Here is a 22,685-nt window from a genome sequence, read left to right on the forward strand (position 1 = left end):
GAGCCTCTCAAGCTTGTCGCGATTGAAATAGGGTGCTCACCGGGATGTTGACCTCCGCAGGACCGGCCATTGCCGGCACCTTTGCCATGTCGGCCAGACTCACCGACTCCAAGGCCTTGCGCACCGCCCGGTTGATGACCTCCCAACTCCCGCGTGCATGGCAGGAGGACGATTGTTCGCAGCCTCCGCGCTCGCCTTCGCATTCGGTCAGGGCGATGGGGCCTTCCAGGGCGTAAATCACGGAGGCCACGCTGGTCTGTTCCGGCAAACGTACCAGGCTGTAACCGCCTTTGGCGCCGCGGGTGGATTTCACCACGCCGGCCCGGGACAACATCTTCAATATCTTGCTCACCGTCGGTGCCGCCACTCCCGTGGCCTCAGCCAAACCGCACGCGGTATGCGCCCCTTCTCCGCACTTGGCCATTTGGGCCAGCACGATGACGGCGTAATCGGTCAGTTTGCTGATTCTGAGCATGAGCACCTCGAAAAGTAGGACCATTTTAGTCCGATTTAATTTCCTGGTAAAGCACTCGGCTTATATTGACCTAGGCGAACCCGGGCGGCAGCAGTCTTATCCCACGCTTGAGCCAGCCCGCGATGCGCCACGGCTCGAGGCGGGCTAGCCGGCGGCCGGCAGTTTGAGCGGCCGAGTACTCGAAACAGGCATTTCGGCTCGGTCGATCCAGACGGCGTATGTTCGGGCGACTTGGCACGGTGGTGAAGAACACCCACTTCGCCGCGCTACAGCGCTTTTTGCGCTCCGGCGAGTCTGAAACTCGTATCGCGCCACGCAATACCAAAAAAACCTGGCGCATTGGTAACGGTCTTTACCGTCAGGATTTTTTACATGCCCGGAAAGGAACTTCTCTAAGCACTTAAAAAAACGCAGAAAAAAGACGAGGCATGTGATTTGCTCACGTCAACCGAGATGCGTTTTATCCCTATCGCTTCGACTACTGCCAGAAATCCGCATGCAGAGGGCGAGAGCGAAATGCTGATGCTTGCCAGGAATTACGGCCTGCGCACATCGCTCAGGGTTCTTCACCTCATCGCGACAATTTAAGGAGTTGCTTTTATGCCCAGTATTCGGAAAACCCATGCCGCCTCGTGGCTGACACTGCTGTTGCTTGCGGTCAATTCCGCTGTTCACGCCGCCGGCGTGAGCAACGGCGATTTCCAGACGGGCGATTTCAGCGGTTGGACGCTCGATACCGATGCCACGCCGGGCGCAAGCCCGGACTTCCAGATCATCGACTCTGCGGGAAACTACAGCGCCCGCATCGAGGCGGATGGGGCCGGCGACACGGTGTTTTTTGCCAATACCTTGTTCCAGTCGCTGGACTTGTCCCTCCCTGCCGAACACGACCTGATACTACGATTCGACTGGACCTATGCGGGCGACGCCGAAGCGCCTGACGAGACTTTCCTGGTCGGTTTTGGCGACGGCACCGGCAACTACTACGACGCCAACGCCGAACTCGGCTTGCTGTTCAATCCGCAAAACTACGGTGCCGGCACCTTCAGCGCCAAGCTCAATGCGCTGGCCAATCTCAGCGGCTGGACGCTGGAGTTTCAACTGCTCGCGGGCTTCGACGGCCTGAGTTCCCATGTCACCCTCGACAACATCAGCCTCAGCGCAGTGGCTCAACCAACCCCAGTTCCCATTCCTCCTGCAATGCTTTTATTCGCCAGCGGGCTGCTGGGAGTATTTGGATACAAAAAACACAAAACGATGGGATAAACCCAGGAGACCACGCCATGAACCGGCTCACTCAACTACTCAAATTGGGCTTCCTCGTTGCATCGCTGACTTTAGCCATTAGTCACAACACCGTCGCCGCCGAATCGGAACCTAAATTCGAGATCACCAGAACGCCCGCGGCCTTCGACCGGACGAAAAACGTTTTTTTCAGCTATGTCAAATTCAAAAACATCACGTCCCAAACGATCAAAGGCCCATTCGCGATAAACGTAAACGACAGTTCGATACCTGTAGTGAATGGCAAGCCGTATCAATCGGGAAATCAAACCAAGTACTTTTTTGAATTGACCGGCGATGTTCCTGCCGGCGAAGCGAAAACCTTACGAATAGACTTCAAGGCCATAAAGGCACCCATTACCTACCAGTTACGCCTGGACTTTCGCGAAACCTATTTTTCGATCCCGGCGAGCGAAAAAATAGATGCCTTCAGCATCACGCCTAAGCTGGTATTCACCAACTCCGACACCGAAATCACTTTCCAGGCAGACTCTCAAAAACTGAGTCGGCCACCTGTCCATTTTATAGCTGCCAAACTCGACGACGCGGGAAATGAATTGACATGGAATTTTATGAACGACAGTGGCTGGAACGGCGATGCGGTGGCTGGCGACGGAACTTACACTTCCACTTCCCCGCTACCGGCGACCGACATCAATCATGCCCACAAAGAGCGCTACAAGATCAAGGCGGTCTATATCGTCGGGAAAAACTACACCCAAACTTTGCAGTCTTACACCGCTTATGATGACTATCGCTATGTGGATGGCGAAATCCGCGAGATATTCGTTGAAAAACCGCCTTTCTACGATACCGAACAGGCTCGCGGCACCACTTATCTGGACGGTCGGTACTTGGTCATGGCCGACGAGGTCATGTTTACGCTCGGGGAGAATTTGAGCTCCGACGAGGCGTACGCAATTGCCGAGGCTGTAGCCACCGACCATGGCGGAAAATTAGTGGGCTACTCCCCTCATCCCTCGATATTTACTTTGCGCTTCAATACTTGCTATTCATGCTTTAATGCATTTGACCAGAGCCAGATAGACACTGTCGCATCGGACCCTCACGTCGAGTTCGCCCTGCCTAACGTAATACCCGGTTACGCATCGATCAGCGATCTGTCAGACATGCGGGCGACCATGGGTAGAGATGTGGTCAAAAACCACATCGTAGCGCCTTACGAAACCATGAAGATGTTCCAGGCTTGGGACTGGCTGGAAAGCAATCTCCAGAATCAAAAGTCCCTGCTGAGAAAAGTCAACGTGGGGGTAGCCGAGCATGTCGATAACATGCACCACGAAATATCGAGTTTTATCAAGATTCATGGTTCACAATCGACTGCAAATTTGGACCAATTCGATCACGGGACCGCGGTTGCAGGACTGATAGGCGCGTCTCACAGCGGCCCAAATAAGGGAGTAACCGGGGCCAGGGATGATATTTGTCCGCAGATATATTGCGATCAAGATCAGAATTTTTTCACCAATTATCAAAATACCTTCGGAGATCCAAGCAAATGGCCTGGTCCGATTAATGGCGTCCTCAGCGGGGCATCATCCTCTACTGGTGACTCACTGATCGACTATGAAATGCATGCGCCGGGCGGAGATTTTTCGCAGCAGGAAATTTATGGCACAATTTCCAGGATGACTGCCAATTACACACCTGGCAATATCGTATCGGTAATAAATTATAGCCGCGCGAGTTGGCTAGATACTACCCCGCCTAACCCGCCTTTCTACAATGGCTGTTCGCCAGGAACTTCTTGTGTATCTCAGTCGACCTTCGACAATTTGCGAAAAGTTTGGGAGCGCATTTTTGAGTATGATAGAGATTTCTTATTTGTGGTAGCCGCGGGAAACCAAGGTGCGGACGCGGACTCATATACTCTGCCTGCAGGCATAGAAAAACCGAATGTCTTGACGGTGACGTCAACGAACATTTCCGGAAAAAATCTTTCTGCTTTCAGCAATTTCGGAAGCACCGTCGATATCGCCGCTCCCGGCGAAAATATTTATTTTCCGATCGCATTCGATACATCCGGCGCCCCAAACTACGGCATCAACTCCGGCACCTCGTTTTCCGCCCCTTTTGTCGCCGGCACAGCGGGGTTGCTCACGGCAATTTCACCCTTGACCAACGGCCGCATACCCATAGGAGGACAGCCAGAAGCGAAAGCGATCCGGGAGGCCTTATTGGAAAACGCCAATGTAACCCTTGTCGATAAACCCATGGGTGACAGCCAGTGCGCGACCGACCCCGCGACAGGTCAATGTCTGAAGGACGCCCAGGGAAATGACCTTTATCACGCCAGAGTACTGGATGCCTGTACACCGCTTGCCACGGCCATGCACACGAACCATATCGACGACCTCGTGCCGGGCGGCCGGGTGGTGGCCGTGCATGGCCGAAAAATTGCGATAGCATCCTCTTCCGGAATACATATTTACGATACCGACACCGAGAAAACCCTGGCCATAATCTCTGATCCCGAACTGGCAAATAACCCAAGTGCTGCCACCCACTTCGGGAGATCCGTTGATATGGACGATCACCATGTTTTGGTTGGCTCCCCTGGCAACAACAAGGCTTACTTGTTTGACCTCGGCGGCAATCGCCGGGAGACTTATGACATGAACATGCTGAGTGGAAAGGTCTGGAGTATCGTCGACGAGACTGGGCAACTATATGGCGATATTATTTCCAGTCCATTCGTATTCGGCGCCGGCGTCAAGCTGGATGGTGATGACATCTATATTTATATGCGTGGTTTCGAACGCGAGAGCCCACAATATAGGTTAATTAATTACTACCTTCAGCTCAAAGGATCGCAGATAAAAATAATATGGAAGAATCGGGGAGGCCTTGCTAACACGGTCGGGCAGCTAACAGCTGACGTATTTGACTTAACAACCAACCTAGCACCGCATGTAAAGGGAGGAGTAATAAGGAACTCTTTGGGTTATTACAATACCACGACTCGAAACAAAGTTCCGCTGGCTGCTGGCGAAGGCCTTATATTGGGTGACAGCCATCATGCGATCGTCGACGCCTCCCACAATGTAACTTTGCTCGATAATAGTGGTGGCCCGTCGATCACTCCCATCGATTCAACGACGGGCAAACAGGTCAATATCGGTGACTGGGGCGGCATGATGGGGCACGCCCCATTTTTGCACGGCACCTCCGGATTATTTATCAAGGATGGAATCGTTTATGCTCGGGATTTTAAAACCGGACAAGTGCGTAAGTCATTTAAAGAGAGCTTCGGGGATTTAAACCTGCTCGGTAATGACATGATCGCCATACCTGGTGAATTTGACTACGCCTCAGGAACTCAAAAGACTGACCGATTGATATTCCTCTGTCCCCAATCGCCGTAACAACTGGTAAAGCCTGCCAATCGGAGCGCGGGCTCGACACGGGCTCCGATCGGTCATACCGCAATTACACGATGCGTTTCAGACCATGCAAGCCTTCAAATCGCATTTTTTCATTTTCTTGATGTCCTCTTCTGCTTCAAACGCTGCCCCTGATAGGCTCGGAAGGGGACTGCCCATAAAGCCGTGCCGGCGTAAGCTTTGAAGCGCGCGTATAGCCGATAACCAAACGCGGAGCCCCAGTTATGAACGACAAGAACACCGATCCGATAGGCGATTATCTGGAAGCAAGATCCAGCGGCATGAATTGGAGCAACACCGTCGCGGGTGCGATGGGCGCGGCGGCGAAAGCCGCCGCTGCTGATGCAGCCCAAAACGAAACGGAGGCGAAAAACGAAGCGACCCTCCGGCAGACACAACAGCAGCCCGATACGAAGCCCGGCACCCCGTCCTGGCTGAAGAATCTGGCTTGGCTAATCGGATTGATCGCCGGCCTCGCCATCGCCAAGCCTTTGGGAATCACCGAAACCTCGGCCGTCTGGGTTTGCGCCCTGCTCAGCGGCCTGGCGGCGAGCCTCGTGGTATCGTTGATTTATCGGCTCGTCAGGCTGGCCTTGTCGCAGGTCTATCTTGCCCTGTTGGGCCTCATCGCGCTGGGCGCAGTAGGCGCGGTGGCTTCATTTTTCAAATGATGAAGGTGAAATCCTTAGCTGCACCGCTATTCGGGTTTCCCGCCCTGCTCGCCTTGGCCGGCGATATTCGAGCGCTCGATGCCACCGATCTGGCTCAGGCGCTCAAAGACGGTTGCCTGGCGCATTTCCACTCGCCCGCCGTAGAAACCGATGCGTTTTGCGACTGCCTGGCGAGCGCGGCGGGAAGATCGGACCTTACCCTGGAAGAGCGCAGCCGCCTCGCCGCGGAATTCAGCCAGGCCCATCTCGGCACGCTGGCCGCCCGGCACCCCCAGTTTATGGACAAGGCTGGGCGCTGTTACCGCTAATCGCGATCTGAAGCTCCATTTTCACGAGAGGATGATGCAATGTTGCGTATGCACAAAAATATTTTTTCGACGAGCCTGCAAGCGGGGCTTTGCCTGCTCTGGCTGGCAGCCCCCGGCCAGGCGGACGCCGCTTATCCCGAGCCATCCGAGAGCGAGATGAAGTCGGCCATCGAGCGCACCATGGTGCAGCGGGGTGGCACCCAGGGCGCTCCGGGCGAGGTCGTGGTGGAAAATGCGCTCAGCGGTGTGTCGCTGAAGATCGTCGATTTCGAGAAACTGGGCTGCTCACCCGCCCAGGGCGCGGGATATTTCTGCACCTACCAGATCACCACCAAGGCGAATTTCTATTCCAACGAAGGCACTCGAGCCGGCAACAACCATGCGGCCGGCGCCAACGCCTTATTGGGCTGGGTGGCAGCCGATCAATAAAGGTCCTAAGCCCTGCCGCCGAGCGGGGCGACATTCGGCGGCACGAGCCTGACTGACCGCTCTATCGAATGCGGAGCAAACCCTCGGCGTGCACCGGAAGAACGACTGATCCAATCGAACGTCAGGCCACGTTTTTTCATCTCCCTCCCGATCCGGACACGGGCAGGATGGAGCGAGAGCGATCGAGCAGCGGGATACCGGCGGTCGCCCCGCAGATCGACCGAGACTCGGCCTTGCCCTCGGCCGGAAAGCCGGCTACAAAGGGCCCTCATATTTTTATCGAGCAAGGTTTACATGACGGCACGACTCTCGACCACCTGGCATCTGCGCTGGCTCAGCGCCCTCATCGTTTCCCTGTTCTTCACTCACATCCCTGCCCATGCGGATGACGCCATTGCAGGCGACCCCCTGGCCGCGAGTCTGCAGGCGCTGGTGAAAGAAGGCGTCCATCCCAAGCTGCGCTGGGGCAAATTCACCGATTATCAGCCCGCGCTCGAACAGCTCTACCAGCAGTCGGCTTACCATCCCATCTGGACCCGCGACGGTCAGGCTATCCCCCAGGTTGCCAGTGTACTGACCGCCCTGGATGGCGCGCGCGCCCAAGGATTCGACCCGGCCGATTACGATGCCGAAACGCTGCGCCACTGGGCGCACGACTTCGCGCCGGACACCAAGCCACACCCGCAGAACGTGGCTTCCTTCGATGTCGCGCTCAGTCTTTCCGTCATGCGCTATGCGTCCAATCTTTATCTGGGCCGCATCAATCCCCGCCACGTCAATTTCGGCCTGGACATCGAGCCCAAGAAACAGGACCTGCCCGCACTGATCAAACGCATCGCCGACAGTTCCAGCCCGGAAGAAATATTCTCCGGCCTGGAACCCAAGCTGAAGCTCTACGAACATCTGAAGGCCGCCTTGAGCCACTACCAGACCCTGGCCAAGAATGCCCCCAACATCCAGATCAACCTGCCCGCCAAGTTCAAACCGGGCGACCGCCATCCCGATGTGCCGGCCTTGCGGCGGCTGCTCGTCCTGCTGGGCGATCTGCCGGAAAGCAAACACACGTCGGAAACCTACGATGCGGAACTGGCCGAAGGGGTCAAGCGCTTTCAACTCCGTCATGGCCTGGGCGCGGACGGAGTAATCGGCAAAGGTACGCTCGCGCAACTGAATTTCCCCTTGAGCGAACGGCTGCAGCAGATCCAGCTCGGACTGGAGCGCCTGCGCTGGCTGCCGGAACGCATCGATGGCCGCTACCTCATCGTCAACATTCCGTCGTTCCAGTTATTCGGCTTCAACCACAACCACGATAAACCGGACATAGAGATGAACGTGATCGTCGGCGAGGCCATCGACGGCCGCAACACGCCCGTCTTTCATGCCGACATGACCTATGTGAACTTCCGCCCTTACTGGAATGTGCCCTACAAGATCACGGCCAAGGAATTCGTGCCGCAAATCCTGCGCAACCCCGGTTATCTGGGACGCAACAACCTGGAGATCGTCGCCAACTTCGCGCCCAACTCGCCGGTCTACGAGCCCAGCCTGGGTAACGTCGAAATGCTCTCCACCGGGGCGCTCAAGCTGCGCCAGAAACCGGGACCGAAGAACGCCCTGGGGCTGGTGAAATTCGCCTTCCCGAACAACAACAACGTCTATCTGCACAGCACGCCTACACAGGGTCTGTTCAAGAAGGCGCGGCGCGATTTCAGCCACGGCTGCATCCGGGTGGAAAATCCCCAGGGGCTGGCCGACTGGGTGCTGCGCGAACAGGGCGAATGGCCCATGGAGCGCATAGAAGAAACGATGAAGGGCGACAAGACCAAGACCGTCACCCTGAAAACCGCCCTGCCGGTCTACATCTTCTATTCCACCGTGCTGGCGGACGAATCCGGCCGGGTCATGTTCTTCGACGACCTCTACGGCCACGACCGGATACTGCAGGACCTGCTGGCCAAAGGCTTTCCTTATCCGGCCTGACGATGCGCAGCCGCCGGAATCAGGCGCCAGGCATCATGGCTGAGGACAAGCGGAAGACCCATGACTACGGCAGAACAACACCTGATAGACCTGAGCGACAAGATCGTGGAGATCGAACTGCGCAAGGACGCCGATGCCCTTGAGCGCTACATCGCGGACGATTATGTCGGAGTGGACCCGTCCGGAGCGCTGATCGACAAGGAGATCGCCGTGGGCCGTTATCGCAGGGACGACTTCCATCTGTATGAACATGGAGTTTCGGATATTTCCGTGACGGTGACAGCCGGTACGGCGCTGGAAATCGGCGTGATGACGCTCCGGGGTCGGCTAGGCGCGTTCGAGTTCGGCGGACGGTATCGCTACATCCACTATTGGCTGCATACGGCGGATGGCTGGAAGGTGCGTGCGTCGCAACTTACGCCCATACTCCGCGATTGAGAGCCGACCATGGAGCGATCAGCGGACGTTCCGGCGCGGCGGATTGCGCGCCAACGGCGCACAGGCCTGCTTAATCTCCCTCTTCCGTAAGATCTCCGATCACGATCCTTTCCGGACGATGGGCGGTTGAGCCGGTCAATAATGCGGAGGCCGCTCCTCTGCGGCCTGAACGGGGCCCAGGCCTTCCGAAAGCTGGCGCAGACGCTCGATGAGCAGGCGGCAGGTTTCCTCCAGTTGGTCGATCTGCTTTTGCTGCCGGCAAACGACGTCGTTCAGCGCGACGACGGCGTCTTCCTGGTAGGCCAGTTTGGTTTCGATTTCGACCCATCGATCTTCGGGCATGGTGATCTCCCCGGCGAACTCAGAGCGACAAACCCAGCGGATTGTCCGGATCGATCCGGTCCATGAAGGGCTTGCGCCGGTCCTGATCGGTGATTTGGTAGATCTTGCCCAGCCAGTTGTTGAACAAGGCTTTGGCGGTATCGCGCCAGGTATTGTCCAGATGCGGCAGTATCAGCGACTCGGGAAACTCCGGCGCCGGCCGGCCGGCACGCTTGGCGCTGCGCAGGCGTTGCGCGTATTCGCTCAGGAGCACGCCGCACACGCCCAGATTGAAATAATGTTCCGGCAGGGGCGGATAATCCTCGCGTTCGTCGTTGAAATAACGCATCACCTCCCGCTTGTATTCCTTCAGCAGGCTGATGGTGTCGTATTCGGGATGGCCCTGGAAGAACACCACGCGGAACAAATCCGGGCTGACCGCCAGGTGCACCCCGGCCTCCTCGCTTTCCACCAGCACCTTGAGCCCCACCGCCTCCATATCTTCGCGGAAGATTTCGTTGAAGCGCGAATGCGGCACGTCGAAGCGGGTGTTGATGTCGGCGACCAGAGGATGACGCGGCTCGACCACGCGATGCGAGTAGACGCCCCAGCGCTTGCCGCCCAAGTGCGTGCGCTGTATACCGTAACCGCGCTGGATCAGGGCGTGCGTGGCCAGACAGGAACACAGCGTGGAGCTGACGTTGTCCTTGGCCCAATCGAACACCTCGCCCAGCGGCTCCCAGAAGGCCTCGTCGCTCAGATGGGGGTGGCTCACGTTGGCGCCGCTGACGATCAGGCCGTCCAGGCCGTCGCGCTTGATCTGCTCGAAGCTCTCGTAATAGGTGGCGATATAGTCCGCCGCCTCCGGGCTGCGCGGCAGCCCTTCGATCGTGAAGGGATGCATGTGGAACTGCACGATGGGATTGGCCGCGCCCACCAGCCGGAAGAACTGGCGCTCGGTCGCGGCCAAGGCCGCGTCGGGCATCATGTTCAGCAGCCCGATATGCATCTCGCGGATGTCCTGGTGGCGGGCGCGTTCGACCGTCAGGATCTCCTGCCCCTCCTCGCGCAAACGGTCGTAAGTGGGTAAAGGCGTGTGGGCGACCAGGGCCATCTCGTTCAACTACCTCCGGAATGCTTCAGGCGGCCAGCGCGCGCGCCAGCAATTGCAGGAAATCCTGTTCGTCGTTCACCTGCGCCACATCCTGCACGTCCACCGTGTAACCATATTGGTCGGCGATGGCCTGGTAGCGCGGCAGGCGCGCGCGGAACAAGCGTGGAAAAACCCAGGTCACGAAATCGTCGGGAGCGATGCGCTCGATGTCGTCCAGCCCCCGCTCGGCCATGTAGACGGCCAATTGTTCGTCGAGAAATTCCTCGCGGTAATACAAGGGCTTGGGATCGCGGGCCGCACGCTCGATCAGTATCTGCTCCAACTCGGGACTGGTGCGGATATAAACGATGAGGGTGTGCTCCGCCAGGATCTCCAGGGTCTCCGGGTCGTCCAATTCGCACACGCTGCCGCCGGCATCGTTGATGAAGTGCTTGTAGTCGTAGATGTCGGACGCCTTGGCGATGAAATCCGGCACGTCGCGCATCGCGGCGATCTCCGCCGTATGATGCAGGGACTGGCGGCGCTTGAACTCCTTGAGGCTCAAGCCACCCCTAGCCGGATCGCCGAGCTTGCCCAGGAAGGTCGAGACGGGCGTCAGGTTGTCCACAGTGATGTTGCTGCGGATATAGATGGAGTCCGAGCGCAGCAAATCGCGCAGGAAGGGGATCTCCATGGCCTGGCGCTTGATGTTGTCGTCGATAGGCTCGCCCAGGTAGCGGGTGCCGATGCGATAGTCGCCGGAATAGTGAAACCAGCGCTGCTTGGGCAGCTTGTCGGCCAGCGTGGTTTTACCCACGCCGGACATGCCCAGCAAGGTGATGCGTTTGGACTCCCAGTCCAGGAAGTCCTGAGGGCTCATTTTCATGATGGGACTTTTCCGTCAGCTCCGAATTATTCGAGGTCTAGCGTACGCAGATATTCGCGGAAGCTCGCCTTGAGTTCCGGATGCTTCAACCCCTGTTCCACCGTGGCGATCAGATAGCCCAGCTTGGAACCGCAGTCGTAACGGCGGCCGTGGAACTCGTAAGACAGCACCGGCTCGTTCTTGAGCAGGGCCGCGATGGCATCGGTGAGCTGGATTTCACCGCCCGCACCCTTGGTGACGTTTTCGAGCCTGTCGAAAATGGCCGGGGTGAGGATGTAACGTCCGACCACCGCCAGATTGGAAGGCGCTTTCTCGGGGGCCGGCTTCTCGACGATTTCTTCCACCCGCCCCAGGCTGCTGCCTATGGAGTTGGAACGGACGATGCCATAGCTTTGCGTTTCCGACGGGTCGACGCGCTCTACGCCCAACACCGAACACTGCCACTCGTCGAAGACCTTGATCATCTGGTTGAGGCAGCCGGTCGCGTCGTCGTCTATCATGTCGTCGGCCAGGAGGACGGCAAAAGGTTCGTCGCCGATGACCGCCCGGGCGCGACCCACGGCGTGGCCCAGCCCCAGGGCTTCGGACTGGCGGATGTGCACGCAGGTGACGTGCGGCGGCACGATGTTCTGTACGATTTTCAGCGTTTCGGTCTTGCCCTTGAGGCTCAGCTCGTTTTCCAGCTCATAGGCCTTGTCGAAATGGTCGGAAATGGCCCGCTTGCTGCGGCCGGTGATGAATACCATCACCTCGATGCCGGCAGCCACCGCCTCTTCCACGGCATACTGGATCAAGGGCTTGTCGACCACCGGCAGCATTTCTTTCGGATTCGCCTTGGTGGCGGGCAGGAAGCGCGTTCCCAGGCCGGCAACCGGAAATACCGCTTTTCTTACGACTTTTTTCATGCGTTCATACCTTCGTAGGTTTTTGGGCTGATTTTCACAGTTGGAACAAATCAAGGTCCGCTCAGGTCTGCGGACCTTGCGGGTAATTGCGGCGTAATGTCAAACGAGATCGGAGACCATGGCGGCGGCGGATAGGGGACAGCCGGCATATATTATCCGCTTTCGGGTAGGCTGTGGGTGCCCGGTCGCTGCGTTCCCGCTTGGAAACGCAGCGACCGGAAGAGCGCCGCGGGCTCGCATAGTCTGGGGCCGGTTTAAGCCTGTGCATCGAACGCGACTATCACCATGAATGGCCCGAACGATTCCTCACCTCGCAAACCCCATCCCGCGACGATCACCCGGCTGAAACTCGCTGGCCTGTCGATTTCCCTGCTCGCTTTCCTGCTTGTCTGGCGCTGGGATGCCCAGCTGCGGCAGTCGGAATTCGATCGTTTGGTCCACCAGTATGAAGCCGCGCTTTACCAGGAACTGGACCAGAGCCTGGGCAGCGTCTGGGCGCTGGCCGCCCTGTTCAACGCTTCGGATCGGGTGGATCGGAGTGAATTCGCCTCCTTCGCCCAAGCCGCAATCGCTCATTCGCCCGGATTGGTCGCCGCGGAATGGGTGCCCCGCGTCCCGCGTGACCAGGTCCGCGACTTCGAACTGGCCGTGCGGGCCGAATTGCCCGGATTTCGCGTGAACCCTTTCGGGACCGACGAGGAAGACTGGCTGGACAGCGAACTCTTTCCCATCGTTTTCCTGGAGCCGGCGGCGGGGAACGAAGGCTTGCTGGGCGCCGACCTGGGCTCCCTGCCCTCGCGCCGCGCCGCGCTCGACGCCGCGCGGGACAGCGGGAAGATGGTCGCCTCGCCGCCGCTCGTCCCCATGCAGGAAAATAACGATCGCTATGGCTTCCTGGCCATACACCCGCTGTATGCGCCGGGCCAACCGACCGCCACCGCGGAACAGCGCCATGCGGCGTGCACGGGGTTCGTGATCGGCGTGTTCCGCATCGAAACCCTGATCGAGCGGGCCACCGCCGACTTGAAGCCCATGGACCTCGCGTTTTACGATTCCGATCTCGATTCGCCCGGCAAACGCCTGCTGTACCGCAAAAATGCGCGGGCGGACGAGAACCCATGGACCCGCCTGATCCCTCCCGCCGAAAGCCTGCTCACCCTGCGCCTAGCCGACCGGCACCTGACCCTCCACCTGCGGTCGCAGCGCACGCCCTACGACGACCTCAGCTTCTGGTTATCCTGGGTGGTGTTGCTGGCGGGACTGGCTACGACCGCCCTGCTCGCCGCCTATATGCGGCAAATCGTCGAACGCAGCCGGCTGATCGAACAGGAGGTGCAGACACGCACCGGCGAACTGCAGCGCTCGCGGGAATCCCTGAAAACGACCCTGCACGATCTGCAACTGAGCGAAGGGCGTTTGCGCAACATACTGGATACCGCCCTGGACGGCATCATCGCCGCCGACCAGAACGGCATCATACGGTCGCTCAATCCGGCCGCCGAAAACATCTTCGGCTATGCGGCGCACGAATTGCTCGGCCAACCGGTGTTTAGTCTGATGGCCGAATCACATCGCAGCCGGCACCAGGAAATGCTTAGACATTATCTCGATACCGGCGAACATGGGATCATCGGCCGCATAGTCGAGGTCGAGGGACGCCGGCGCGACGGAGAAATCTTTCCGCTGGAACTGGCGGTCAGCGAAGTCGCGGTGGACGAAGACGAACGCCTGTTCATCGGCATCGTCCGCGACATCGCCGAACGCAAGCGGGTCGAACGGCTTAAATCCGAATTCGTCTCCACCGTCAGCCACGAACTGCGCACGCCATTGACCGCCATCCGAGGCTCGCTCGGCCTGATCGCGGGCGGCGCCATGGGGCCATTGGCGGAACCCGTGCGCAAGCTGCTCGACATCGCCGCCAACAATTGCGAGCGCCTGGTACGCCTGATCAACGACATACTGGACATGGAGAAGATCGAATCGGGGAAAATGAACTTCCAACTGCGTTCCCAAGCGCTGATGCCGCTGATACGGCAGGCCATAGAAACCAACCGGCTGTATGCCCGGCAGGCCGACGTAAATATCGAGTTGGTCGAGAACGGCACATCCGAGCTCCACGTCATGGCCGACAACGACCGCTTCATGCAGGTCATGACCAATCTGCTCTCCAATGCCGTCAAGTTCTCCCCACCCGGCGGCCGGGTGCAAGTCGCCGTGCAGGCGACCGCCGAAAACGTGCGGATTTCGGTCGTGGACACCGGCCCCGGCATACCGGAGAGTTTCCGGCCCCGCCTGTTCGAAAAGTTCGCCCAAGCTGACTCCACCGACAGCCGCCGTAAAGGCGGCACCGGTCTGGGTCTGGCCATCAGCAAGGCCATCGTCGAGCATTTCGGCGGCCGCTTGGGGTATGAAACCGAAGCCGGCCATGGCACGCGCTTTCACGTGGATCTGCCCCGGCTGGACAGCCCCGAACCGGCGGCGGCCACCACCCAGGCGCCAGGCCCGAATATTCTGGTGGTCGAGGACGATCCCGATATCGCCCAATTGCTGCGCCTGATGCTGGAGAAAAACGGCTATGCGGCCGTCATTGCCCATGACGCCGAGGAAGCCCGGAAGCGCTTGGCCACGGAAGTTTATGCCGCGATGACCCTCGACCTGCTGTTGCCCGGGCTCAGCGGGCTCAGCCTGCTGGACGAGCTGCGCCGCGGGGAACACACGGCCCGTTTGCCGGTGATCGTGGTTTCGGCGATCGCCGACCAGGCGAGACGCGAAATCAGCGGCAACGCCGTGGCGGTGGCCGACTGGCTGAGCAAGCCCATCGACGAGCGGCGCCTGATCGAAGCGGTGCGGGGAGGCGTGAAAAGGCGGGCCGGACAGAAAGCGGCGGTGCTGCACGTCGAAGACGACGCCGACCTCCAGGAAGTCGTCGCCGCCCAACTGCGCGAATTCGCCGAGGTCGAGCCGGCCGCAACCCTGGCGGAGGCCGAAGCGGCGCTGGATCGCCGCCATTTCGATCTAGTGATCCTCGACATCGGCCTGCCGGACGGTTCCGGCCTGGACCTGCTTCCCCGCTTGAGCGGCATGCTGCCGCCCACGCCTGTGGTAATCTTTTCCGCCAGGGAACCGCAAGACGAACTGCGCGAGCGGGTCGGCGCCCAATTGGTCAAGAGCAGGACCGAGAGCCTGCACCTGATCGAAACCATACGCGCACTGTTGGCCAACGGAAATGGTGACTCGCCATGACAGAACTCAGGAAAATACTTTATGTCGAGGACGAGCCGGATATACAGACGGTCGCCCGGATGGCCCTGGAAATGCTCGGCGGCTACGATGTTAAGGTGTGTGGCGACGGACATGAAGCGCTGCGCGAGGCGGCCGCCTACCGCCCCGACCTGATCGTGCTGGATGTGATGATGCCGGGCATGGACGGACCGAGCACGCTGGCGGAACTCCGCCGCCTGCCGGATTTGGCGGCCACGCCGGTCGTGTTCATGACGGCTAAGGTGCAACCCGCGGAAATCCGTCATTTCTTGTCGCTCGGCGTCGCGGACGTGATCGCCAAGCCTTTCGACCCCATGACCCTGGCCACCACCGTACAAGCCACCTGGGATCGCCTGCAGCGCGATGCCGACTGACCCAATTTGCACTGGAGGCTTACCGTGCCATCGGAAGCAAGGACCCGCGACGTCGAAGCCGGTTTGCGGGCGCTACACGAAAACTACGCGCTCAGCCTCCCCGGTAAAATCGAGGCGCTGAAAGTGGAATGGCTGCGCTGGCTGGCCGACCCCACCCCCGAACGTTTGTCAGAACTGGCCCGCCAGGCTCATACCCTGGCGGGTTCCGGAGCCACCTTCGGCTATCCGGCGATATCGGCTACGGCACGACGGCTCGAGACCTGCTTCAACCGGCTGACACCCGCGCAGCCCGCAGCGGAAAGCCAGCGCGAGGCCATCGAACACGCCATCCGCGAACTGGGAGTGACCGCCCAAGACCGCCCCCCCTTTCCGGATAAGGTCCCGGCTTCGCCGACCGTCCCGGTGCGGCCCGGGATACCCAGGGAAGCGGTCGTCTGGCTGGTGGACCTGGAACCGGACACATGCGCCCGCCTGGCGCAACGGCTGGAACCCTACGGATACGATACGCAGCGCATCCCGGCCGAGGGCATCGGCCCCAATCTCGGTCGTACGGCGCCCATCGCCATCCTGGCCGGCATCGGCCCGAATGCCAACGACGGCGCCGGCATCCGGGCATTACGGGAATGGCATGAAGCGCTCGCCCACCACCCGCCACCCGTCATCTTTCTCGCCCGGAGCGACGACATCCGCGCGCGCCTGGCCGCGGCCCGGGCCGGCGGCGCGGCCTGCCTGGTCGACCCCGCCGATCTCGACAGTCTGCCGGATCGGCTGCACGAATTGACCGACCGCAGCCCCGCCGCCCCTTACCGGGTGCTGATCGTCGATGACGACGAATACGCCGCCTATCACCACGCGCTGATACTGATACGCGCAAAAATGGAAACACGGATACTCGCCGACCCGCTGGACATCCTGAGCGCCGCGGCGGAATTCAAGCCGGAGCTGATCCTGCTCGATGTCCGGTTGCCGGGCTGCAGCGGCATGGAACTGGCCCATGTGATACGTCAGCATGCGCATTTCGCCGGCGTCGCCATTGTGTTCCACTCGGCGGAGCCGGACGCGAAGCGGCGTCTCGACGCCGTGCGCATGGGGGGCGACGATTTCCTGAGCGAACCGATGGACGCCGAACACTTGGTCGCCACGGTCGAAGCCCACGCCCTGCGCGCCCGCCGCTACGACGCCCTGATGTACAAGGACCGGCTGACCGGACTGCTCAACCACGCCACCTACATGGACCTTCTGGAGCGGGAAGTGGCCCGTGCCCAGCGCCACGGTCTCACCCTCAGCCTGGGCTTTGCAGAACTGGACGCTTGCGCGCAGATCAACGACGCGCACGGCCACTTGGTCGGGGACCGTGTGCTGAGTACCCTGGCACGGGTGTTGCGGACTAGGTTAAGGCGTACGGATATCGCGGGACGCTACGACGGCGGCCGCATCGCCATCCTGATGCCCGAAACGCCCGTCGACGCCGCCCGCACGGTGATAGAGAATACACGCGCCGCTTTTGCTGCACTGCGGCATTCGCTTCCGGACGGAGAACACGGAAACTTCGGCGCCACTTTTAGCGCAGGGCTGGCGGAGTTCCCCGCGTGTACCAGCATGGACATGCTGCTGCAAACCGCCGACCGCGCCCTGCGCCGGGCCAAAAAGCTGGGCGACGACATTGAACCGAACGGCGGCGCCTAGCCCGTCCTACCCGTACCGCGAGACTGTATGGAAACCAAACGCATCCTGATCGTCGACGACGACCCCATGCTGGCCGAGCATCTGCGCCACAAGCTGGAGTCACTGGGCTACGCCTGCGTTGGCATCACCGGGCGCGGGGGCGAAGCGGTCCGGCTCGCCGCCGATCTTAAGCCCGATCTGGTGCTGATGGACATCGTCCTGGAAGGTCCCGTGGACGGCATCGCCGCCGCCGAAACCATACGGCGCCGCTTCGACATCCCGGTGATTTACCTTACCGCCTACACCGCACCGGACTTCCTCGAACGCGCCAAGATCACCGAGCCCCTGGGCTATATCATCAAACCCGTCGAACAGCGGGAACTGCTGGCCGTATTGAGCATGGCGTTCTACAAGCGCAGCGCCGAATCCCGGCTCAAGGAGCAGGCGAGGCTGAATGCCGCCCTGCTGTCCCTCAGCGAGGGCGTGCTGGCTTACGATCTGGAAGGCCGCGTATTTCAGGTCAATGCGGCCGCCGAACAGCTGATAGGCCGGCCCGCATCGGAACTGCTGGGCAAGGACGCGGTCCAGGTCTTGCCTCTGCGCCAGGCCGTGGCCGGCAGGCCCTGGACCGAGCGGCTGCTTTACCGGCTCGAAGCCGAAGGGCGTCTGGAAATGGAAGGCGACTTGGATCTCGTCCAGGCCGAAGGCTCATCCATACCGGTGCGCATCAGCGGGAATCGCATCCACGCCGACGACGACCGAATCGTCGGCACCGTCTTATTGCTGCACGACGACCGCGCGCGCAAGAAAATGGAAGAGCGATTGCGCCAAGCCGAAGCGGTCTACGCCAGCACCAACGAAGGCGTACTGGTGACCGACGCCTCTTACCGCATCATCGACAGCAACGATGCCTTCAGCCGCATCAGCGGCTACGCCCTGGATGAAATCCTCGGTCAGACGCCGGCCTTGCTCAAGTCCGGGCGCCACGATCAGGCATTTTATAAGGCTGTCCGGCAAGTGCTCGACGAATCGGGCATCTGGAGCGGCGAAATGTGGAACAGGCGCAAGGACGGTGAAATTTTTCCGCAATGGCTGACCATCCGAGCGGTAACCGACAGCCATGGCGTAGTCGCACACTACGTGGGCGTATACGCCGACATCAGCCAGGTCAAGCAATCCGAGGAAAGACTGGCCTTTCTCACCCAGCACGACGCCTTGACCGGCCTGCCCAACCGGCTGCTGTTCCAGGCCCATCTGCAACACGGCATCCAGCAAGCCCGGCAGGAAGACCGGCAGGTGGCGATACTTCTGCTCGACCTGGACCGCTTCAAACATGTCAACGATACCCTGGGCCCGACGGCAGGCGACAAGCTATTGGCCGAAGTGGCGGAACGCTTGCGCCAAACGGTGCGCAGCCAGGACATATTGGCCCGCATGGGGGGCGACGAATTCGGCCTCATCCTGTCGAGCCAGGGCGGAGAAACGGTGGATCCCGGCCTGGTGGCACAGAAGATACTGGCGGCCATGAGCCGACCGGTCGCCCTGGCCGGCCATGAGATAACGGTCAGCGTGAGCATCGGCATCAGCCTGTATCCGCGTGACGGCATCGATGTCACGGCCCTGCTGCAATACGCCGAAATGGCCATGTACCGCGTCAAGAATCTGGGCAAAAACGGTTACCAGTTCTTCGACCACACCATGACGGCAGCCAGCGCCGAGCGATTCACTCTGGAAAACCAGATGCATCAGGCGCTCGAACGGGGTGAATTCGAACTTCATTACCAGCCTCTGACCCGCCTGAGCGACAACCAAATCGTGGGCGTGGAAGCTTTGCTGCGCTGGCGCCATCCCGTCGCCGGACTCATGCCGCCAGCCAAGTTCATTCCGCTGGCCGAAGAAACCGGCCTGATAGAACGACTGGGCCTGTGGGCCATGCATCAGGCCTGCCGGCAAACCCAGGAGTGGGCCTCGGCGGGACTGTCGCTCAAGGTGGCGGTCAATGTCTCCGCACGCCAGTTTCGCCATGGTCTGGTGGAAAACGTGGCCGAAGTCCTGCAATCCACCGGTCTGCCGGGAGACCGCCTGGAACTGGAAATCACCGAGAGCACCCTCATGGAAACGGCTGCGGATTCGGTGCGCATCCTGGACGAACTGAAATCCCTGGGCGTCAGGCTGGCCATCGACGATTTCGGCACCGGGTATTCGTCGCTCGGTTATCTCAAGCGGTTCCCGGTGGACAAGCTGAAGATCGACCGTTCCTTCATTTCCGACATTCCCCGCGACCATCAGGACATCGCCATCGCCAAGGCCGTCATCGCGCTCGCGGAAAGTTTTTCCCTCCAGGTAACCGCCGAAGGGGTGGAAACCGAAGAGCAGTGGCACTTCCTGCGTGAATGCAACTGCCACGAGGCACAGGGCTATTTCATCAGCCCGCCCCTGCCTGCCGGGGAATTGTGGGAGTTCTGCCGGCGGGGGAATGACCGGGCGTCGTGACGAGTGACCGCCGCTCGCGTCCGCGGTTGAAATATCGGGGCCAGTTGATTATGGTGAATTCGGCCTTTGCATCAAAAGGCTGTTATTTCACTCAATCATATGGAAGGAAGGAATCACGATGACTATTTTCAAAAGGCTTTTATTGGGATTGGTGCTGGCATTGGCCCAGGCGGCCGCGATGGCGGAACCCGTCGATATCAACTCCGCAACCGCCGAGCAAATCGCCACCACCTTGAGCGGAATAGGCAAGGCCAAGGCCGAAGCCATCGTCAAAGACCGTGAAACAAACGGCGCGTTCAAATCCGTGGATGATCTGGCGCGCGTCAAAGGCATCAAAGCCGCTCTCATCGCGAAAAACCGCGACAAGATCGTTGTGGGCGGCGCCGTTCCATCGGCTACCCCGGCCACTCCGGCGATTCCGGCCGTTCCTGCCAAACCTCCCGCGCAGCCGGCTACGCCCGCCGTGCCTGCCCAGCCCGCCGTACCCGCCAAACCCGCCGCCGTGCCACCGGCGCCTCCTTCGCCGCGGAAATAACCTCGCCTCCCGCACGCATGGCGGTGTCTCCGTCATGGCACACAACCGGCGTCGCGGCGTGTCTATCCATGCCCGTCACACGTGACGGGCATGTCCGAAAATCGCGCCGGAACGGCAATGAGCAAGGCAAGCCGCGGCTCGCCCTCAGTTCAACTGATGCCGACTGGCCCGCAACTGCTCGGCGGTGACCAGAAACACCCCATCCCCACCGCGCTCGAAATCCAGCCAGCAGAAAGGAAGGTCGGGATAAGCCTCTTCCAGCGCTTCCGCGCTGCTGCCGACCTCGACGATGAGCAAGCCTTCCGGCTTCAAATGAGCCTCGGCCTCGCGCAGAATGCGCCGCACGCAATCCAGACCGTCGACTCCTGACTCCAGGCCCAACTTGGGTTCCGCGTGATATTCGGGCGGCAGGGACTGCCACTCGGCGGTGGCCACGTAGGGCGGATTGCTGACGATCAAATCGTAACGTTTGTCGCCCAGTGAGCTAAACAAGTCGGATTCGACCGCGCGCACCCTATCCTCCACTTCGTGCCGAACGATGTTGCGCCGCGCCACGGCCAAGGCCGCAGGGGAAATGTCGGCGGCATCCACCGCGGCATCGGGGAAAGCCAAGGCGCTGGCGATGGCGATGCAACCCGAACCGGTGCAAAGATCGAGGAGGTCGGTGACCGTATCCGGCTCGCTGACCCAGGGGCTGAATTGCTGTTCGATCAATTCGGCGATGGGCGAGCGCGGTACCAGCACGTTTTCGTCGACATGAAAGGGCAGGCCGCAGAACCAGGCCTCGCCGATCAGATAGGCCGCCGGCTTGCGCTCGGCGATGCGGCGTTCCAGCAACTCGACGACGCGTGCCCGCTCATCCGGCGCCAGCACGCAGTTGAAATAGCCGGCCGGCAAGTCGTGCGGCTGGTGGATGGCGTGCAGTACCAGCGCGGCGGCTTCATCGGTCGCGCTCGCGGTGCCGTGTCCGAAAAACAGCCCGGCGGCGTTGAAACGGCTGGCGCCCCAGCGGATGTAGTCGCGCAGCGTGGTGAGATGGGCCGTGACGGCCTCGAATTCACTCATGGGAACTCCGAACGTTGAGCTCGGCACCCGAGTACACCGGGCGACCGAAGGGGAAAGGCTAGGGATATAGACCGATGGCGCGCAGCCCGGCGCGCTCGTCGAGACCGAACATCAGGTTAAGATTCTGCACCGCTTGGCCGGCCGCGCCTTTCACCAGATTGTCGATCACCGACAGGATCACGACCGTATCGCCGCCTTGCGGCCTGTGTACGGCGATCTGGCAGCGGTTGGCGCCGCGCACGTTGCGCGTGTCCGGATGCGAGCCGGCCGGCAGCACATCGACGAAAGCCTCGCCTCGGTAGCGGCTTTCATACAAGTCCTGCAGGTCGCCGGCTTCGCCTTTGAGGCGGGCGTAAAGGGTGGCGTGGATGCCGCGTATCATGGGCAACAGATGAGGTACGAAAGTCAGTCCCACCGACTGGCCGGCGGCAAGTTCGAGACCCTGGCGGATTTCCGGCAGATGACGATGCCCGGGGACTCCGTAAGCCTTGAAACTTTCGCCGGTTTCGCTCATCAGGTTGGCAATCTCGGCCTTGCGACCGGCGCCGCTGACGCCGGACTTCGCGTCGGCGACGAGACCGTCCGGGTGCACCCATCCCGCTTCGATCAAGGGCAACAGGCCCAATTGCACCGCAGTCGGGTAGCAACCCGGATTGGCGACGACGCGCGCCGACCGTAGGGCCTCGCGATTGACTTCGGGCAGACCGTAGACGGCCTCCTGCAACAAATCGGGGCAGGCATGCGGCTCACCATACCACTGCTCCCAAACGGCGGGATCCCGCAGGCGGAAGTCGGCAGCCAGATCGATGACTTTCACGCCCCGCTCGAGCAGTTGCGGGGCCATCCGCATCGCCGTGCCATTGGGGGTGGCGAAAAACACCACGTCGCATCCGCTCAGCGCCTCGATGTCCGGTTCGCTGAATACGGCGTCGACAAAACCGCGCAGATTGGGATAAAGCGCATCCACCCGGCTGCCCGCGTCGGCGCGGGAAGTCACCGCGCGGATAACGACGTCGGGGTGCAGGGCCAGTATGCGTAACAACTCGACCCCGGTATAGCCCGTCCCGCCGACTATGCCTGCTTGTATCATGCCGGTCG

At 60.5% G+C, this 22,685-nt stretch carries 19 protein-coding genes; 12 read left to right on the plus strand and 7 right to left on the minus strand.

The genetic code is table 11. The features are described 5' to 3' along the window. Nucleotides 1–7: 7 nt before the first annotated feature. On the minus strand, nucleotides 8–475 hold the full coding sequence (locus JWZ97_RS10330; protein WP_205428596.1) for an SUF system Fe-S cluster assembly regulator: 468 nt from the start codon (nucleotides 473–475) through the stop codon (nucleotides 8–10). A 600-nt stretch (nucleotides 476–1,075) separates the two neighbouring features. On the opposite strand from JWZ97_RS10330, the gene JWZ97_RS10335 reads away from it, so the two are divergent. From JWZ97_RS10335 to JWZ97_RS10365, 7 genes are all read left to right on the plus strand, one after another. Then, complete coding sequence (locus JWZ97_RS10335) at nucleotides 1,076–1,741, plus strand: hypothetical protein (protein ID WP_205428598.1); 666 nt, start codon at nucleotides 1,076–1,078, stop codon at nucleotides 1,739–1,741. Nucleotides 1,742–1,758: 17 nt separating this feature from the next. Then, nucleotides 1,759–5,145: a S8 family serine peptidase gene (locus tag JWZ97_RS10340; RefSeq protein ID WP_205428600.1), complete on the plus strand. Its 3,387-nt coding sequence runs from the start codon at nucleotides 1,759–1,761 to the stop codon at nucleotides 5,143–5,145. A gap of 242 nt (nucleotides 5,146–5,387) precedes the next feature. Continuing rightward, the gene (locus JWZ97_RS10345) at nucleotides 5,388–5,834 is read left to right on the plus strand and encodes a hypothetical protein (RefSeq protein WP_205428602.1); all 447 of its coding nucleotides are present in this window, start codon (nucleotides 5,388–5,390) and stop codon (nucleotides 5,832–5,834) included. A 5-nt stretch (nucleotides 5,835–5,839) separates the two neighbouring features. Continuing rightward, nucleotides 5,840–6,142, plus strand: coding sequence for a hypothetical protein (locus JWZ97_RS10350; protein WP_205428604.1), 303 nt, complete (start codon nucleotides 5,840–5,842; stop codon nucleotides 6,140–6,142). Nucleotides 6,143–6,181: 39 nt separating this feature from the next. Continuing rightward, nucleotides 6,182–6,571: a hypothetical protein gene (locus JWZ97_RS10355; protein WP_205428607.1), complete on the plus strand. Its 390-nt coding sequence runs from the start codon at nucleotides 6,182–6,184 to the stop codon at nucleotides 6,569–6,571. A 294-nt stretch (nucleotides 6,572–6,865) separates the two neighbouring features. Beyond that, nucleotides 6,866–8,551 (plus strand): murein L,D-transpeptidase, encoded by a 1,686-nt coding sequence (locus tag JWZ97_RS10360; protein ID WP_205428614.1) that lies wholly within the window; start codon nucleotides 6,866–6,868, stop codon nucleotides 8,549–8,551. Between the two features lie 60 nt (nucleotides 8,552–8,611). Further along, entirely contained in the window at nucleotides 8,612–8,989 is a 378-nt protein-coding gene (locus JWZ97_RS10365; protein WP_205428616.1) for a nuclear transport factor 2 family protein, read from the plus strand. A gap of 135 nt (nucleotides 8,990–9,124) precedes the next feature. Here the strand turns inward: JWZ97_RS10365 and JWZ97_RS10370 are convergent, their stop codons facing one another. From JWZ97_RS10370 to galU, 4 genes are read right to left on the minus strand one after another with little or no spacing between them, the layout of a single operon-like run. Beyond that, the gene (locus JWZ97_RS10370; RefSeq protein WP_205428618.1) at nucleotides 9,125–9,331 is read right to left on the minus strand and encodes a SlyX family protein; all 207 of its coding nucleotides are present in this window, start codon (nucleotides 9,329–9,331) and stop codon (nucleotides 9,125–9,127) included. Nucleotides 9,332–9,350: 19 nt separating this feature from the next. Continuing rightward, nucleotides 9,351–10,424, minus strand: coding sequence for a homoserine O-succinyltransferase (locus JWZ97_RS10375; RefSeq protein WP_205434632.1), 1,074 nt, complete (start codon nucleotides 10,422–10,424; stop codon nucleotides 9,351–9,353). A 25-nt stretch (nucleotides 10,425–10,449) separates the two neighbouring features. After that, nucleotides 10,450–11,289 carry an ATPase gene (locus tag JWZ97_RS10380; protein WP_205428620.1) on the minus strand — a complete coding sequence of 280 codons (840 nt, stop codon included), beginning with the start codon at nucleotides 11,287–11,289 and terminating at the stop codon, nucleotides 10,450–10,452. A gap of 26 nt (nucleotides 11,290–11,315) precedes the next feature. After that, on the minus strand, nucleotides 11,316–12,194 hold the full coding sequence (gene galU / locus JWZ97_RS10385) for a UTP--glucose-1-phosphate uridylyltransferase GalU (RefSeq protein ID WP_205428621.1): 879 nt from the start codon (nucleotides 12,192–12,194) through the stop codon (nucleotides 11,316–11,318). Nucleotides 12,195–12,479: 285 nt separating this feature from the next. On the opposite strand from galU, the gene JWZ97_RS10390 reads away from it, so the two are divergent. The 5 genes from JWZ97_RS10390 to JWZ97_RS10410 all read left to right on the plus strand — a co-directional run bounded on the left by JWZ97_RS10390 (nucleotide 12,480) and on the right by JWZ97_RS10410 (nucleotide 20,522). Further along, entirely contained in the window at nucleotides 12,480–15,437 is a 2,958-nt protein-coding gene (locus tag JWZ97_RS10390; RefSeq protein WP_205428629.1) for a CHASE domain-containing protein, read from the plus strand. After that, nucleotides 15,434–15,829 (plus strand): response regulator, encoded by a 396-nt coding sequence (locus JWZ97_RS10395; RefSeq protein ID WP_205428631.1) that lies wholly within the window; start codon nucleotides 15,434–15,436, stop codon nucleotides 15,827–15,829. The genes JWZ97_RS10390 and JWZ97_RS10395 overlap by 4 nt, the downstream gene beginning before the upstream one ends. Nucleotides 15,830–15,853: 24 nt before the next feature. After that, nucleotides 15,854–17,515: a diguanylate cyclase gene (locus JWZ97_RS10400; protein ID WP_205428640.1), complete on the plus strand. Its 1,662-nt coding sequence runs from the start codon at nucleotides 15,854–15,856 to the stop codon at nucleotides 17,513–17,515. Between the two features lie 27 nt (nucleotides 17,516–17,542). Then, nucleotides 17,543–19,987 carry an EAL domain-containing protein gene (locus JWZ97_RS10405; protein WP_205428642.1) on the plus strand — a complete coding sequence of 815 codons (2,445 nt, stop codon included), beginning with the start codon at nucleotides 17,543–17,545 and terminating at the stop codon, nucleotides 19,985–19,987. Nucleotides 19,988–20,105: 118 nt separating this feature from the next. Further along, complete coding sequence (locus JWZ97_RS10410) at nucleotides 20,106–20,522, plus strand: helix-hairpin-helix domain-containing protein (protein WP_205428644.1); 417 nt, start codon at nucleotides 20,106–20,108, stop codon at nucleotides 20,520–20,522. Between the two features lie 144 nt (nucleotides 20,523–20,666). Here the strand turns inward: JWZ97_RS10410 and prmB are convergent, their stop codons facing one another. Together prmB and argC are read right to left on the minus strand one after the other, a co-directional pair. Beyond that, nucleotides 20,667–21,587: a 50S ribosomal protein L3 N(5)-glutamine methyltransferase gene (prmB, locus tag JWZ97_RS10415; RefSeq protein WP_205428646.1), complete on the minus strand. Its 921-nt coding sequence runs from the start codon at nucleotides 21,585–21,587 to the stop codon at nucleotides 20,667–20,669. Nucleotides 21,588–21,645: 58 nt separating this feature from the next. Then, nucleotides 21,646–22,677 carry an N-acetyl-gamma-glutamyl-phosphate reductase gene (gene argC, locus JWZ97_RS10420; protein WP_205428648.1) on the minus strand — a complete coding sequence of 344 codons (1,032 nt, stop codon included), beginning with the start codon at nucleotides 22,675–22,677 and terminating at the stop codon, nucleotides 21,646–21,648. Nucleotides 22,678–22,685 lie beyond the last annotated feature (8 nt).

The sequence above is a fragment of the Methylococcus sp. EFPC2 genome (assembly GCF_016925495.1).
GTDB lineage: Bacteria > Pseudomonadota > Gammaproteobacteria > Methylococcales > Methylococcaceae > EFPC2.

Coding starts and splice junctions, on each gene's coding strand:
- JWZ97_RS10330 (WP_205428596.1), bottom strand. CDS start 475: ATGCTCAGAATCAGCAAACTGACCGATTACGCCGTCATCGTGCTGGCC.
- JWZ97_RS10335 (WP_205428598.1), top strand. CDS start 1,076: ATGCCCAGTATTCGGAAAACCCATGCCGCCTCGTGGCTGACACTGCTG.
- JWZ97_RS10340 (WP_205428600.1), top strand. CDS start 1,759: ATGAACCGGCTCACTCAACTACTCAAATTGGGCTTCCTCGTTGCATCG.
- JWZ97_RS10345 (WP_205428602.1), top strand. CDS start 5,388: ATGAACGACAAGAACACCGATCCGATAGGCGATTATCTGGAAGCAAGA.
- JWZ97_RS10355 (WP_205428607.1), top strand. CDS start 6,182: ATGTTGCGTATGCACAAAAATATTTTTTCGACGAGCCTGCAAGCGGGG.
- JWZ97_RS10360 (WP_205428614.1), top strand. CDS start 6,866: ATGACGGCACGACTCTCGACCACCTGGCATCTGCGCTGGCTCAGCGCC.
- JWZ97_RS10365 (WP_205428616.1), top strand. CDS start 8,612: ATGACTACGGCAGAACAACACCTGATAGACCTGAGCGACAAGATCGTG.
- JWZ97_RS10370 (WP_205428618.1), bottom strand. CDS start 9,331: ATGCCCGAAGATCGATGGGTCGAAATCGAAACCAAACTGGCCTACCAG.
- JWZ97_RS10375 (WP_205434632.1), bottom strand. CDS start 10,424: ATGGCCCTGGTCGCCCACACGCCTTTACCCACTTACGACCGTTTGCGC.
- JWZ97_RS10380 (WP_205428620.1), bottom strand. CDS start 11,289: ATGAAAATGAGCCCTCAGGACTTCCTGGACTGGGAGTCCAAACGCATC.
- galU (WP_205428621.1), bottom strand. CDS start 12,194: ATGAAAAAAGTCGTAAGAAAAGCGGTATTTCCGGTTGCCGGCCTGGGA.
- JWZ97_RS10390 (WP_205428629.1), top strand. CDS start 12,480: ATGAATGGCCCGAACGATTCCTCACCTCGCAAACCCCATCCCGCGACG.
- JWZ97_RS10395 (WP_205428631.1), top strand. CDS start 15,434: ATGACAGAACTCAGGAAAATACTTTATGTCGAGGACGAGCCGGATATA.
- JWZ97_RS10405 (WP_205428642.1), top strand. CDS start 17,543: ATGGAAACCAAACGCATCCTGATCGTCGACGACGACCCCATGCTGGCC.
- JWZ97_RS10410 (WP_205428644.1), top strand. CDS start 20,106: ATGACTATTTTCAAAAGGCTTTTATTGGGATTGGTGCTGGCATTGGCC.
- prmB (WP_205428646.1), bottom strand. CDS start 21,587: ATGAGTGAATTCGAGGCCGTCACGGCCCATCTCACCACGCTGCGCGAC.
- argC (WP_205428648.1), bottom strand. CDS start 22,677: ATGATACAAGCAGGCATAGTCGGCGGGACGGGCTATACCGGGGTCGAG.